13 protein-coding genes (1 of these 13 running past the window's edge) are annotated in these 13,402 nt (G+C 64.4%); 9 read left to right on the top strand and 4 right to left on the bottom strand.

What is annotated here, in order from left to right:
* Window positions 1-230 precede the first annotated feature (230 nt).
* The gene (locus tag JJB99_RS05610; protein WP_200496377.1) at window positions 231-1,529 is read left to right on the top strand and encodes an IS4 family transposase; all 1,299 of its coding nucleotides are present in this window, start codon (window positions 231-233) and stop codon (window positions 1,527-1,529) included.
* Window positions 1,530-1,560: 31 nt separating this feature from the next.
* Here JJB99_RS05610 and JJB99_RS05605 read toward each other — a convergent pair whose 3' ends face one another.
* Window positions 1,561-2,319 carry an SDR family NAD(P)-dependent oxidoreductase gene (locus JJB99_RS05605; RefSeq protein ID WP_200497784.1) on the bottom strand — a complete coding sequence of 253 codons (759 nt, stop codon included), beginning with the start codon at window positions 2,317-2,319 and terminating at the stop codon, window positions 1,561-1,563.
* A 53-nt stretch (window positions 2,320-2,372) separates the two neighbouring features.
* Complete coding sequence (locus JJB99_RS05600) at window positions 2,373-2,951, bottom strand: TetR family transcriptional regulator (RefSeq protein WP_246775147.1); 579 nt, start codon at window positions 2,949-2,951, stop codon at window positions 2,373-2,375.
* Window positions 2,952-3,187: 236 nt separating this feature from the next.
* Here JJB99_RS05600 and JJB99_RS05595 point away from each other — a divergent pair, with 236 nt between their 5' ends.
* The 3 genes from JJB99_RS05595 (at window position 3,188) to JJB99_RS05585 (ending at window position 7,322) form a co-directional block, all read left to right on the top strand.
* Window positions 3,188-4,360 (top strand): acetyl-CoA C-acetyltransferase, encoded by a 1,173-nt coding sequence (locus tag JJB99_RS05595; RefSeq protein ID WP_200497781.1) that lies wholly within the window; start codon window positions 3,188-3,190, stop codon window positions 4,358-4,360.
* Between the two features lie 117 nt (window positions 4,361-4,477).
* Window positions 4,478-6,022 (top strand): acyl-CoA synthetase, encoded by a 1,545-nt coding sequence (locus JJB99_RS05590; protein WP_200497780.1) that lies wholly within the window; start codon window positions 4,478-4,480, stop codon window positions 6,020-6,022.
* A 145-nt stretch (window positions 6,023-6,167) separates the two neighbouring features.
* Entirely contained in the window at window positions 6,168-7,322 is a 1,155-nt protein-coding gene (locus JJB99_RS05585; protein ID WP_200493737.1) for an IS481 family transposase, read from the top strand.
* A gap of 58 nt (window positions 7,323-7,380) precedes the next feature.
* Here the strand turns inward: JJB99_RS05585 and JJB99_RS05580 are convergent, their stop codons facing one another.
* Window positions 7,381-7,923, bottom strand: a complete 543-nt coding sequence (locus JJB99_RS05580) for a methylated-DNA--[protein]-cysteine S-methyltransferase (RefSeq protein ID WP_200497779.1) — start codon at window positions 7,921-7,923, stop codon at window positions 7,381-7,383.
* A 137-nt stretch (window positions 7,924-8,060) separates the two neighbouring features.
* On the opposite strand from JJB99_RS05580, the gene JJB99_RS05575 reads away from it, so the two are divergent.
* The 5 genes from JJB99_RS05575 (at window position 8,061) to JJB99_RS05555 (ending at window position 12,924) form a co-directional block, all read left to right on the top strand.
* Window positions 8,061-8,879 (top strand): alpha/beta fold hydrolase, encoded by an 819-nt coding sequence (locus tag JJB99_RS05575; RefSeq protein WP_200497778.1) that lies wholly within the window; start codon window positions 8,061-8,063, stop codon window positions 8,877-8,879.
* Between the two features lie 2 nt (window positions 8,880-8,881).
* On the top strand, window positions 8,882-9,694 hold the full coding sequence (locus tag JJB99_RS05570; protein WP_200497777.1) for an alpha/beta fold hydrolase: 813 nt from the start codon (window positions 8,882-8,884) through the stop codon (window positions 9,692-9,694).
* Window positions 9,695-9,807: 113 nt separating this feature from the next.
* Entirely contained in the window at window positions 9,808-10,521 is a 714-nt protein-coding gene (locus JJB99_RS05565) for a GntR family transcriptional regulator (RefSeq protein ID WP_200500057.1), read from the top strand.
* Between the two features lie 139 nt (window positions 10,522-10,660).
* Window positions 10,661-11,461 carry a phytanoyl-CoA dioxygenase family protein gene (locus JJB99_RS05560; RefSeq protein WP_200497776.1) on the top strand — a complete coding sequence of 267 codons (801 nt, stop codon included), beginning with the start codon at window positions 10,661-10,663 and terminating at the stop codon, window positions 11,459-11,461.
* A gap of 149 nt (window positions 11,462-11,610) precedes the next feature.
* Entirely contained in the window at window positions 11,611-12,924 is a 1,314-nt protein-coding gene (locus JJB99_RS05555; RefSeq protein WP_200497775.1) for an NAD(P)H-dependent oxidoreductase, read from the top strand.
* A gap of 450 nt (window positions 12,925-13,374) precedes the next feature.
* Here the strand turns inward: JJB99_RS05555 and JJB99_RS05550 are convergent, their stop codons facing one another.
* Window positions 13,375-13,402, bottom strand: the end of a protein-coding gene (locus tag JJB99_RS05550) for a hypothetical protein (protein ID WP_200497774.1). The gene runs 563 nt beyond the window's last position; 28 of the gene's 591 nt are visible here — the last part of the coding sequence; its start codon lies off the right edge, out of view — the gene reads right to left on this strand; its stop codon occupies window positions 13,375-13,377.

The raw sequence follows: 13,402 nt of genomic DNA, 5'->3' as shown, positions 1-13,402 counted from the left end.
CTCTGCTTGAGATGCTGCCCGTGTGGAGAGATCACCCCACCCCGCTCGCGCTTCGCGCGATCGACCCTCCCCCTCCAGGCTAAGGCGTGCACACGATTTTTCTTGCCTTGAGGGAATCGAGTCTGATTCCTTGCGGTGCGGTTTGCAAGAAGGATAACCGCATTGAAGGCAGGAATGGATTGGTCAGTCGGCCGTTTTGGTGACGTTCGACTGGCCAAAAGGGGGCGCTGTTGTTGCAGCGCGCCGTCGAACGCGTCACGATGAACCTGCGCGCAGCCGCCGATGGCCGTGCCGAATGGGTGGGGTTCAGCCGCTGGCTGAACAATCCGAGCGTGACAGTGGATGAGATCGCCGGGCATGGCGCAGAGGTGCTGTCGGAGCGGGTTGCAGGGCTGCATGCGCTTGCGATCCAGGACACGACGGAACTGAACTATGCGAGGCATGCCGGCCGGGTCCGGGGCCTTGGCCCTTCCGGTAACGGGATTGACCCGGGCTTGTTTGTGCATCCGGTATTGGCAGTTGACGCCGGGAGCGGAGCCTTGCTCGGGCTCGCTGGGATGCAGATTTGGACGCGCCGGGGGCCTGCATCGCCTGATTACCGAAACCAGCCGATCGAAGAGAAGGAGTCCTATCGTTGGATCAAGGGCGCTGCGGGCGCCAAGAGTGCGCTTGCTGCGGCGGCGATGATCACGGTGATTGGCGACCGTGAGAGCGACATTTACGAAGAATTTGACCGGATTCCTGACGCTCGGACCCATTTGCTCACGCGCGTCTGTCGCGATCGCGCCTTGGTGGGTGGCGGAAGGTTGTTTGATATTGCCCAGAACTGGCCGGTCCAGCATCGCTTCGATTTGGAGGTTCGGGCACAGCCCGGCCGTCCGGCCCGAACGGCCAAGATCGCACTGCGCTTTGGCGAGGTGACCATCAAGCGCCCGGCCAACTGCAGCGACCGGAAAGCGGCGCATCAATTGACGTTGCGTTTGGTAGAGGTGAAGGAACTCGATCCCTCTGTCGAAGAGCCGATCCACTGGCGCCTTGTTACTACTCATGCGGTGACGACGGTTGAGCAAGCGCTGCAGATTGTCGCTTGGTACCGTCAGCGCTGGCACATCGAGCAGCTGTTCCGCACCAGCAAAAGCCAAGGGCTCGACATCGAGAGCAGCCAGGTCGAGGCGGCCGAGGCGCTGTTCAAGCTCGCCGCCATCGCGGTGATGGCAGCTATCAAGATCATGCAACTCGTCCTCGCCCGCGACGGCACGGTCGACCGTCCGGCCACTGACGTAGTGCCGGCGGACCAGCTGCCGATACTCAAAACCTTGCAGGTCAAGCTCGAAGGCAAAACCGTCAAGCAAAAGAACCCTCATCCCGAGCACTCCATCGCTTGGCTTGCATGGATCATTGCTCGGCTCGGAGGATGGACCGGCTACGCCTCCGAGCGGCCGCCCGGCCCCATCACCATGCGAAGAGGTTGGCACCGCTTCGAGCAGATGGCTCTCGGTTGGAGGCTCCGAGAAGTGTGCACGCCTTAGCCCTCCAGGGGAGGGTAGGAAGTGCAGCGCGCTACCGCGGCGCCATGCGGATGGCGCCGTCGAGACGGATGGTCTCGCCGTTGAGCATGGCGTTCTCGACGATGTGCACGGCGAGTGCACCGTATTCCCTGGCATCGCCGAGGCGCGAAGGGTGCGGCACCTGGGCGCCCAGGCTCTTGCGAGCTTCCTCGTTCAGGCCCATCAGCAGCGGCGTGAAGAACAGGCCGGGCGCGATGGTGTTGACGCGGATTTTCTGGCTCGCGAGGTCGCGCGCAGCAGGCAAAGTCAAACCGACGACACCGCCCTTCGAGGCCGAATAGGCGATCTGGCCGATCTGACCTTCGTAAGCGGCCACCGAAGCGGTGTTGATGATGACGCCGCGCTCCTCGCCGACCGGCTCGATCGTGACGAGGCGCTCGGCGAATAGGCGCAGGCAATTGAAGGTGCCGATCAGATTGACGTTGATGATGCGCGCGAACTTTTCCAACGGATAGACGCCGTCGCGGCCGACGATGCGCTGCGAGCCGCCGATACCGGCGCAGTTCATTAGCACGCGGGCGACGCCGTGCGCGGCTTCCGCCTTCGCGATCGCCGCCTTGATCTGCTCCTCGCTGGTGACGTCGGCATGGAGCGCGACGCCTTTCACTTCAGTGGCGACCTTCTCGGCGTTCTCCTTGTTCTGGTCGATCACGCCGATCCTGGCGCCCTTGGCCGCCATGGCGCGGGCGGTGGCTTCGCCGAGGCCCGACCCACCGCCGGTGATGAGAACGGCTACGTCTTTCAATTCCATGACAGGCTACCTTTCCTTGGGCGTTTCTTCTCTAGACTTGGGTGATGGCCGGATTATCCGGCCGCGGCAGCTTCCCCGGCTTGCGCGAGGATGCCGCCGCAGATCAGCGTTTCCATGTGCTTGATGTATTGCCGGCAGACGTCGTCGGTGACCGGACCGACGCCGGTCGCGCGGGACATTGCGTGCCGGCCGAAGAACAGATGGTCGCAGGCGCCGATCAGGCTGGTGTAGAACAGCACCGGATCAGTCTGGCGAAACTCGCCGCGACTCACGCCTTCGGCAAGCAGGCGGCGATGAAAGTCCAGCAGCGGCGCCACAAAGAATTTCGAGACTTCGTCGGCGGAGCCGGCCACGCTCTCATGCAGCAGATAATGGATCAGCCGGTTCATGTAGGGGAACCGGTGATAGGCACGGATGATGCCGGCGATATGCAGCTTCAGCTTCGCCGTCGAGGTGATCGGCTGCGCCAGCAGATATTCGAGATTGGACATCTCGGTCGCGGCATCGCGCGCGAGCAGCGCCAGCAGGAGGCCGTCCTTGTTGCCGAAATGATATTTGACCAGCGCGGCATTGGCGCCCGACTTCTGGGCGATGTCGGAGAGCGAGATCTCGATCGAGGAGCGTTCGATCATCAGCTCGCTCGCGGCCACGAGCAATTTCTCTGCCGTGGAATTTTTTCCGCTGGGGAGCCTGTTCGGTACGCTGGTCGTCACGGAAATCCCTGTTCTCGCCCCCTGGAAGCGGTCCGCAGATAAGCCCAAGCAGCGCCTCCCCACAAGAGTTAATTGATCGATTGACTAAACGAGTTCGCACCCCTTAAATCCATTTCGACAACCAAACCCAATCAAGAATTCAGGGAGAGACCGGCATGGCCGAGGCTTACATCGTCGCCGCTGCGCGTACTGCGGGCGGGCGCAAGGGGGGCCGGCTCGCCGGCTGGCATCCGGCGGATCTCGCCGCCAAGGTGTTGGACGAGCTGGTCGATCGCACCAAGGTCGATCCTGCGCTGGTCGAGGACGTGATCATGGGCTGCGTGATGCAGGTCGGCGAGCAGTCCAACAACGTCGCGCGCAACGCGATCATGGCGTCGAAGCTGCCGGAGAGCGTGCCGGGCACCTCGATCGATCGTCAGTGCGGCTCCTCGCAGCAGGCGCTGCACTTCGCCGCACAAGCTGTGATGTCCGGCACGATGGACGTGGTGATCGCCGCCGGCGTGGAGTCGATGACGCGCGTGCCGATGGGCCTGTCCTCGCAGCTTCCGGCCAAGAACGGCTTTGGTCACTACAAGAGCCCGGGTATCGAGCAGCGTTACCCGAATATCGTGTTCAGCCAGTTTACCGGCGCCGAGATGATGGCCGAGAAGTACGGCCTGTCGAAGGACGAGCTCGACGAATATTCCTTCCAGAGCCATCAGCGCGCGATCGCGGCGACGCAAGCCGGCCACTTCAAGAAGGAGATCGTGCCGCTTGAGATCACCCGTGCCGACGGCAGCAAGGATACCCACCACATCGACGAGGGCATCCGCTTCGACGCCACCCTCGACGGCATCAAGGGCGTCAAGCTGATCGCCGAGAACGGCAAGCTCACCGCGGCGAGCGCCAGCCAGATCTGCGACGGCGCCTCGGGCGTGATGGTGGTGAACGAGCGCGGCCTCAAGCAGCTCGGCGTCAAGCCCTTGGCGCGCATTCATCACATGACCATGATGGGCGGAGATCCCGTGATCATGCTCGATGCGCCGCTGCACGCCACCAAGCGCGCACTGGAGAAGGCCGGCATGACGATCGACGACATCGACCTGTTCGAGGTCAACGAGGCCTTCGCCTCGGTGCCGACCGCGTGGCTGAAGACCACCGGCGCCGATCCGGAGCATCTCAACGTCAATGGCGGCGCCATCGCGCTCGGCCATCCGCTCGGCGGCTCCGGCACCAAGCTGATGACGACGCTGCTCCACGCCCTGCACCAGCGCGGCAAGCGCTACGGCCTCCAGACCATGTGCGAAGGCGGTGGCATGGCGAACGTGACGATTGTCGAGCGGCTGTAAGAAAAACAAAAGCGAATAGTGGGTGGCGAGTAGCGAATAGCGAGTAGGCGAAGAGCGGGCTGTCCTTCTTCCCTATTCGCCATTCGCTGCTCGCCATTCGCGTTTTGAGGAAACGCCATGACCCATCCGTCCGTCTACGCGAAGACCACGCCCGACAAGATCGCCTATCAGATGGCCGGCACCGGCAAGGCGATCACCTATCGCGAGCTCGACGAGCTCTCCAACCAGGGCGCACAGCTGTTCCGCTCGCTGGGTCTGAAGGCCGGCGACCATATCGCACTGCTGATGGAAAACCGGCTTGCCTTCATGGAGATCTGCTGGGCGGCACAGCGGAGCGGGCTCTATTACACCGCGATCAGCCGCTATCTGAAGCAGGACGAGATCGACTACATCATCGGCGATTGCGGCGCCAAGGTCGTCATCACCACACCGAAATGCGCCGACCAGATCAAGGATCTGGTCAAGGACGCCGCCGGCGAGCCGATCTTCTACATGGTCGACGAGCCGCTGCCCGGCTTCCGCTCCTACGACAGGGAAGCAGCGGCGCAACCGGTGACGCCGATCGCCGACGAGGTCGCCGGCTACGACATGCTGTATTCGTCGGGCACCACCGGCCGGCCCAAGGGCATCAAGAAGGCGTTCGAAGGCAAGCCGATCGACGAGCCGAACGCGTTCCTGCGCGTGCTCTGCGCGGGCATGTGCGGCATGAACGACGAGAGCATTTATCTCTCGCCGGCGCCGCTCTACCACGCAGCTCCGCTGCGCTTCAACATGATGGCGATCGTGCTCGGCGGCACCTCCGTCATCATGGAGCATTTCGACGCTGAGGAGTTCCTCAAGCTGGTCGAGAAATACCGGGTCACACAGTCTCAGCTCGTGCCGACCATGTTCGTGCGCATGCTGAAGCTGCCCGACGAGGTCCGCGCGAAGTACAATGTTTCGACGCTGAAGGGCGCGATCCACGCCGCTGCCCCCTGCCCGGTCGACGTCAAGGCAAAGATGATCGAATGGTGGGGGCCGATCCTGATCGAATATTATGCGGGCTCGGAAGGCAACGGCGTCACCGTTTGCAACTCGAAAGAATGGCTGGCACATCGCGGCAGCGTCGGCCGCGCCGTGGTCGGCAAGATCAAGATCCTCGACGAGAACGACGAGGAGCAGCCGGTTGGCGAGATCGGTACGGTCTACTTCGCCGACGCGCCTGCCTTCACCTATCACAACGATCCCGAGAAGACGAAGAAGGCCTATAACGCCAAGGGATGGTCGACCCTCGGCGACGTCGGCTATCTCGACAAGGACGGCTTCCTGTTTCTCACCGATCGCAAGTCCTACATGATTATCTCGGGCGGGGTGAACATCTACCCGCAGGAGACGGAGGACGTGCTCATCACCCACCCCGACGTCGCCGACGTCGCCGTATTCGGCGTGCCGAACGAGGAGATGGGCGAAGAAGTGAAGGCGGTGGTGCAGCCGCACGATATGAAGCGCGCCGGCAAGGCGCTCGAGGCCGACCTGATCGCCTACTGCAAGACGCGTCTCTCGGCGATCAAGTGCCCGCGCTCGATCGATTTCGAAACCGAGCTGCCACGCACGCCGACCGGCAAGCTGGTGAAGCGGCATCTGCGCGATAAGTATTGGCCGAAGACGGCGGCGAAGATTTAGCGGTTTCTTACCCTCCCCCTGGAGGGGAGGGTAAGGAAGCGATGTCCAGACCGGATAGATAGGTAACAGAGTAGACCGGATGGATGGGTGACAGTTCTCTGTCGGCTGGGAGGATCAGCCGATGCCTTGGCGGGAGAGCTGTACAATGGACGAACGAGTTCGCTTCATCTCGGATCAGCGAACCGGCTTGTGGACGATGACGGAGCTTTGCGAGCGCTACGAGATTAGCCGCAAGACCGGTTATAAGTGGCTGGAGCGCTACCGGTTGGAAGGACCTGCCGGGCTGGCGGATCGCTCCCATGCCGCGCGGGTTCATGGACGGGCGACACCACAGCACATCGTGGATGCGATTGTGGGGCTGCGGCTTGAGCGGCCGAGCTGGGGACCGCGCAAGATCGTCAGCAAACTTGAGGCTCGCCAAGGGGACGTCGATTGGCCGTCGGCCTCGACGGCGGGCGGGATTCTCAAACGGGCGGGACTGGTGAGCAACCGTCGGACCCGGCGGCGTGCGCCGCCGCGCATGGGGCAACTGACGGTGCCTCAGCATGCCAACCATGTATGGGCGCTCGATCACAAGGGCTGGATCCGCCTGGGCGACGGATCTCGCGTTGAACCGTTCACGGTGACCGATGGCTTCAGCCGCTATTTGATTAGCCTGGCGGCGACGGGCAGCACGCAACATGCCGAGTGCCAACCGCTGCTGGAGCGGGCGTTTCGCGAGTACGGCTTGCCGCAGATCATCCGCTCCGACAACGGCTCGCCGTTCGCCTCGACCGGAACCACGGGCCTGACGGCACTGTCGGTATGGTGGATCAAGCTTGGCATCCGCCATGAACGGATTGATCCCGGCCATCCACAGCAGAACGGCCGCCACGAGCGTTTTCACCTCACGCTTCTGGAGGCCATGCAGCCGCCGCCGCCGACCCAGGCCGCGCAGGCTCGTCGCTTCGCGGCATTCGTGCGCGACTACAACGAAGAACGACCGCACGAGTCACTTGGCCAGCGCCCACCTGCCAGCGTCTATCAGCCTTCGTCTCGTGCGATGCCGAGGCGGCTTCCGGAGCCGGATTATCCAGCCGAAGCCGCGGTGCGCCAGGTCCGCTCCAACGGCGAGATCAAGTGGCGCGGCGAACTCATTCACATCTCCAGCGCTCTCATTGGTGAGGCCGTTGCCGTCGAGGAGGCCGCCGATGGGCAATGGCAAGTGCGCTTCTTCCACATACCGATCGGCATCATCGACCAGAAAACACGCAGGCTGCGGCGCTGCGCTAGCGCAGCGCCGCAGCCGACCAAACCATGAACGATTGTTACCTATCCATCCGGTCTGTTTTGTTACCCATCCATCCGCTGGACATCGATCAACCAAACAGGCTCGGCGTGTGGTTCACCAGGGCGCCTTCGATCTCCAGCATCTTCAGCTTGGTCACCACGCCGCCGTTCGCCGAGAAGCCGCCAGGCTTGTTGCCGGCCGCCAGCACGCGGTGGCAGGGCACGACGATTGGGCACGGGTTGCGGCCGAGCGCCTGGCCGACATCGCGGGACAGCTGGACGCCGCCGAGCTGCTTGGCGATGTCGCCATAGGTGATGGTCTTGCCCGGCGGAATGGCGCGGGCGATCTCGTAGACGCCGCGGTTGAAGTCGGGCACGCCGTCGAGGTCGAGGGGGATGTCGGTGAGGTCATCGGGCTCGCCCGCGAGCAGCCTGATGATGCGGTCGATCGCCTGCTGCACCTCAGGGGTCGGCTCGGCCTCGGTGGCGTCAGGATGGCGCTGGCTGATGCGGGTGCGGATCTTCTGCTCGCCGCCCATCGGCAGCTGCGTGCCGTTGATACCGCGGGGGCCCCAGGCAATGGCGCAGAGGCCGATCCTGGTGTCGAACAGGGCAAAATGCTGGTCGGTCATGGTCCAATTCCTGGCTTGCTTCCTGGTAGCAGGCCCCCACTTTCATCTCCCGCCAAATCTAGGCTTGGAAATAGTTGCGATCCACCCGGTTTCCGGGAATCTTGCACAGGAGTTCCGCCCCCTTCCGCGAGCCTCGAATGCAAAGCCTTCACGTCAACGGATACGACATGCCCTATCTCGACGTGGGCGAAGACAGAGGCAGGCCGCCGCTGGTCTGCGTGCACGGCTCGCTCAACGACTTCCGCGTCTGGGGCTGCGTGCTCGGCCCGCTGACGCAGCGGCACCGGGTGATCGCCGTCAGCCTGCGGCACTTCTTCCCCGAGCGCTGGGACGGCGTCGGTGACACCTATTCGATCGCCCAGCATGTCAGCGACTTGATCGCCTTCATCGAGAAGCTCGATCTCGGCCCAGTCGATTTGATGGGCCATTCCCGCGGCGGGCATATCTGCTTTCGTGTGGCACAGCAGCGGCCGGAGCTGCTGCGGCGGCTGATCCTGGCCGAGCCCGGCGGCGAGCTCGATGCGAGCCTCGATCCCGATTATGCCGGCGGCCCCTCGCCGCTGCTGGCGCGGTTCACGGCCTCGGCCGAGAAGATCAGGGACGGCGATGTCGACGGCGGGCTCGCCGTGTTCGTCGACACGCTCGAGGGCGCCGGCACCTGGCCGCGGCTGCCGGCGATGGTGAAGCAGAACTTGCGCGACAACGCATACACGCTGATCGGCCAGGTCCGCGACAACCGCCCGCCGTTCTCGAAGGCGGATGCGGAGCAGATCAGGATGCCGACGCTATTCATCCTGGGCGCGCGGACCAAGGGCCTGCTGCCGACGGTGCTGCATGCACTCGCGGCGCATGTGCCCTATTCCAGGACGGCGATCATCCCGAACGCGACCCATCCGATGTTCGAGCAGGCGCCGCAGAAATACTCCGAAGTCGTCCTGGACTTTCTGGCGGGCTGAGCATGCAGAGCTTTCGCGTCAACGGTTACGACATGGCCTATCTCGAAGTCGGCGAGGGCCCGCCGCTGGTCTGCGTGCATGGCACGCTCGGGGATTTCCGCACCTGGTATTCGGTGCTCGGCCCGCTGTCGAAGACGCATCGGGTGATCTCGGTCAGCCTGCGGCACTTCTTTCCCGAACATTGGGATGCCGCCGGCGACGATTACAAGATGGCACAACACGTCTCCGACGCGATCGCCTTCATTGAACAAGTCAAGCCGGCACCGGTCGATCTGATGGGCCATTCGCGCGGCGGCCATATCGCATTCCGCATCGCGCAGGCGCGGCCTGATCTGTTGCGCAAGCTGGTGCTGGCCGAGCCTGGCGGCGATCTCGATGCCAGCCTGCCGGTCCCGGCGGGAACGCGCGCGCATCCGCTGCTTGCCGCGCGTACGGCGCGCTCGGTCGAGATGATCCGCGCCGGCGACATCGAGGGCGCACTACAGAACTTCTACGAGGGCATCGAAGGCGACGGCTCGTGGCGACGGGTGCCGGCCGCGGCGAAGCAGCAGCTGCGCGACAACGTGCTCACCTTGCTCGGCCAGCTCGACGAGCAGCGCCGGTCCTACACGCTTGCCGATGCGCAGGCGATCAAGACGCCGACGCTGCTGATCGGCGGCGGCGCCACCACAGGCAGCCTGTCGGTGATTTGGCGCGTGCTGGCCGGGCACATCGCCGGCGCAAAGACGGCGGTGATCCCCAATGCCGGCCACTGGATGTTCGAGCAGGCGCCGCTGGAGTTCGGCGAGGTGGTGAGCAGGTTTTTGGCCGAGTGAGGGTATTTGCGCGAAAACAACCCCATGCACAGTAGACTGCCCTAATAGAATCAAAGGCTTATCCAGCAAGCGACGGCCCGATTGACGCCCCGCCTCTCGCGCGATAGCTTCGAATACGGAATTCCGTATTCCCTCTTCGGAGCCGCCGGCGTGATCCTCTCGACCCGCTCCCGAACCTGATCGACCAGGTCTACGCCAGGATCCTCGAGGCAATCTCCGATCGCACGCTGCAGCCCGGCCAGCGCATCCGGCAGAACGAGCTCGCCGACAAGCTCGGCGTCTCGCGCCAGCCGGTGTCGCATGCGCTGCACCTGTTGCACCGGCAGGGGCTCGTTGCTGAGAGCGGCAAGCGCGGCTTTGAAGTCACCCAGCTCGATCCCGCACGCATCCGCCAGCTCTACGAAGTGCGCGGCGCCATCGACGCGCTCGCAGCCAGGCTTGCCGCCGAGCGCGTGGCAACCGACGCGCCGGGGCGCGCACGGCTTAATGCGGCGCTCGCTGCCGGACGGAGCATCGACCGCAAGACTGCGCTCGCCGAGCTGATTGCGCTCGACGTCGACTTTCACCGCGCCATCTATCAGCTCGCCGGCAATCCCGTCATCGAGGAGACGATCACGCCGCAATGGCCGCATATGCGCCGCTCGATGGCGACGGTGCTGTCGGAGCTCGATTATCGCGACAGCGCCTGGGCGGAGCATGCCGAGATCGCGAAACACATTCTCGCAGGCGATGCAAAATCGGCCGAGCGCGCGGCGCTGGCGCATGCGCAGACGGCGGGACGGATGACGGAGGAGAGATTGAGGGCAACGGACGTAGTGGCGGCGTAGGCCGCCGTCATTCCGGGGCAATGCGCAGCATCGAACCCGGAATCCATCGGACGGCATACACCGAGGAGAAATGGATTCCGGGTTCACGCTTCGCGTGCCCCGGAATGACAAAAACAAAACAAACCAAGGAGGACGAGCCATGAAACTGTCCCAGGAGCAATTGGAGTTCTTCCACCGCGAGGGCTGGCTGTTCCTGCCGGAGCTGTTCAGCCAGGAGGAGGTCGATCTGCTCGCCCGCGAGGCGGTGGCCATCTACGACGCCAACCGGCCGGAGGTCTGGCGCGAGAAGAGCGGCGCGCCGCGTACCGCCTTTGCCGCACATCTCTACAACGAGGCCTTCGGCATTCTGGGTAAGCATCCGCGCATGATCGAGCCGGTCGAGCAGCTCTTCGGCGAGCCGGTCTACATGCACCAGTTCAAGATCAACGCGAAATCGGCCTTCACCGGCGACGTCTGGCAGTGGCACCAGGATTACGGCACCTGGAAGCGCGACGACGGCATGCCGGAGCCGCGCGCGATGAACATCGCGATCTTCCTCGACGAGGTGATGCCGATCAACGGACCCCTGATGCTGGTGCCGCGCAGCCAGAACGCCGGCGATCTCCAGGCCTCGCATGACCTCTCGACGACGTCCTATCCGCTGTGGACCCTGGACGAGGAGACGGTGATGCGCCTGGTCCAGCAGGGCGGCATCGTGGCGCCCACCGGCAAGCCCGGCGGCATGCTGATGTTCCACGGCAATCTCGTGCACGGTTCGAGCGGCAACATCACGCCCTACCCGCGCAAGATCGTGTACCTGACCTTGAATGCGGTCTCGAACCACATCCGCAACCCGACACGGCCGGAATATATTGCGCACCGCGATTTTACGCCGATCAAGACGGTGGATGATGATGCCCTGCTGCGGCTTGCCCGCGCGTCAAGACAGGCGGCGGAGTAGACAGGACTCGTGCCCCGGACGCAGCGCAGCGCGCAAGCGGTGCGCTGCTGAGCCGGGGCCCACGCCACACGGATAGTTTCTCTGGGTCCCGGCTCTGCGGAGCAGCGTTTCACGCTGCACCGCGTCCGGGACACGATACGGGTAGCTTCATGAACCTCTTTCGCCTCCTGCAAGCCCGCGCCTCCGCCGGCAAGCCCGTTCGGGTCGCGCTGATCGGCGCCGGCAAATTCGGCTCGATGTTTCTGGCGCAGGTGCCGCACACGCCGGGGCTGGAGGTGCCGATCATCGTCGACATCGACCGAGATCGCGCGCGCGAGGCGTGCCGCACCGTGGGCTGGAGCGACGAGCGGATCGCCGCCACCGTCTTCACCGATGACGGCGCCCGCGCCATCGCCGGCGGCGCGATGGATGTGGTCGTGGAAGCGACCGGCAATCCCGCCATCGGCATCCGCCACGCGCGCGCCGCGATTGCGGCGGGCAAGCACATCGTGATGGTCAATGTCGAGGCCGACGTGCTGGCCGGCCCGCTGCTTGCCGAGGAAGCGCGGAAAGCCGGCGTGGTCTATTCGCTCGCCTATGGCGACCAGCCGGCGCTGACGGCGGAGATGGTCGACTGGGCCCGCGCCACAGGCTTCCGCGTGGTTGCCGCGGGCAAGGGCACGAAATACCTGCCGGCCTACCACGACGTCACGCCTGACGGCGTCTGGCAGCATTACGGCCTCACCCCGGGCGAAGCGCAATCGGCCGGCATGAATCCGCAGATGTTCAACTCGTTCCTCGACGGCACCAAATCGGCGATCGAGATGGCGGCGATTGCGAATGCCTGCGGGCTCGACGTGCCTGCAGAGGGATTGCTGTTTCCGCCCTGCGGCGTCGACGACCTGCCGCACATCATGCGGCCGCGCGAGCGTGGCGGCGTGCTGGAGCGGTCGGGCGTGGTGGAGGTCGTCTCGTCGCTCGAACGCGACGGCAGGCCGGTGTTTCGCGACCTGCGCTGGGGCGTCTATGTCGTGCTGGAGGCGCCGAACGACTACGCCGCAGACTGCTTCAGGCAATACGGCCTCAAGACCGACGCCAGCGGCCGATACGCGGCGATGTACAAGCCTTATCATCTGATCGGGCTCGAGCTGAATATCTCCATCCTGTCGGCCGCGCTGCGCGGCGAGCCGACCGGCCAGCCCTACGGTTTCCGCGGCGATGTCGCCGCTGTCGCCAAGCGAGAGTTGCGCGCCGGCGAGATGCTGGATGGCGAAGGCGGCTACACGGTGTGGGGCAAGCTGGTGCCGGCGGCCGCGAGCCTGAGGACCGGCGCGCTGCCGATCGGCCTCGCGCATCGGGTAAAGCTCAGACATGACGTCGCGCACGGTGACGTCGTGCGCTGGAGCGACGTCGAATTCGATGCCGGCAACGAGGCGGTGAAGACCCGCAAGGCGATGGAAGCTGCGTTCGCAGCGCAGCATTGAGCGGCGGGCAAGTACGACGCGGTCAACTCGCCGGCCTTGACGCGCCTGTTGGCAAGCCGTTCGCCGAAGCTCAGCTACGACAGCTTCATAATGCGGACGCGGACGTGAGCTGCGGCGCACCGCGAGCCATGAAACGACGAAAGCGCCGGACATGTCTCTCCGGCTTTTGGTTAGGGCGCGCTGTCATAAGTTAGCAAAGCGACTTGTCCGCCATAGCTCGAAGACCGCACACCTTTGCCGACCCCTACGATGCCGAGATATTGAGGACAGGTGCCAACCGGCTTGCGTTCTCGTGCCCCGGACGCAGCGCAGCGGCTCTTCGACGATGCGCTGCAGAGCCGGGGCCCATAGAGCCGAGGCCCATGCATGCGCGAATCCGCGGCTCTCTGGGTCCCGGCTCTGCGCAGCAACGCTGCACGTTGCAGTGCGTCCGGGACACGAGAGTTACCGTCAATTCTGATCATCCCCGAGCGCGGCA

Source organism: Bradyrhizobium diazoefficiens, assembly GCF_016616235.1.
GTDB lineage: Bacteria > Pseudomonadota > Alphaproteobacteria > Rhizobiales > Xanthobacteraceae > Bradyrhizobium > Bradyrhizobium diazoefficiens_H.
The sequence above is the reverse complement of the archived record's forward strand: the minus strand, read 5'-3'. Positions and strand labels throughout refer to the sequence as shown.

Bases quoted from the DNA above. Each gene is read 5' to 3' on its own strand.
- JJB99_RS05595 (WP_200497781.1), top strand. From the start codon at position 3,188: ATGGCCGAGGCTTACATCGTCGCCGCTGCGCGTACTGCGGGCGGGCGC.
- JJB99_RS05580 (WP_200497779.1), bottom strand. From the start codon at position 7,923: ATGACCGACCAGCATTTTGCCCTGTTCGACACCAGGATCGGCCTCTGC.
- JJB99_RS05600 (WP_246775147.1), bottom strand. From the start codon at position 2,951: ATGATCGAACGCTCCTCGATCGAGATCTCGCTCTCCGACATCGCCCAG.
- JJB99_RS05560 (WP_200497776.1), top strand. From the start codon at position 10,661: ATGAAACTGTCCCAGGAGCAATTGGAGTTCTTCCACCGCGAGGGCTGG.
- JJB99_RS05555 (WP_200497775.1), top strand. From the start codon at position 11,611: ATGAACCTCTTTCGCCTCCTGCAAGCCCGCGCCTCCGCCGGCAAGCCC.
- JJB99_RS05570 (WP_200497777.1), top strand. From the start codon at position 8,882: ATGCAGAGCTTTCGCGTCAACGGTTACGACATGGCCTATCTCGAAGTC.
- JJB99_RS05605 (WP_200497784.1), bottom strand. From the start codon at position 2,319: ATGGAATTGAAAGACGTAGCCGTTCTCATCACCGGCGGTGGGTCGGGC.
- JJB99_RS05585 (WP_200493737.1), top strand. From the start codon at position 6,168: ATGGACGAACGAGTTCGCTTCATCTCGGATCAGCGAACCGGCTTGTGG.
- JJB99_RS05575 (WP_200497778.1), top strand. From the start codon at position 8,061: ATGCAAAGCCTTCACGTCAACGGATACGACATGCCCTATCTCGACGTG.
- JJB99_RS05590 (WP_200497780.1), top strand. From the start codon at position 4,478: ATGACCCATCCGTCCGTCTACGCGAAGACCACGCCCGACAAGATCGCC.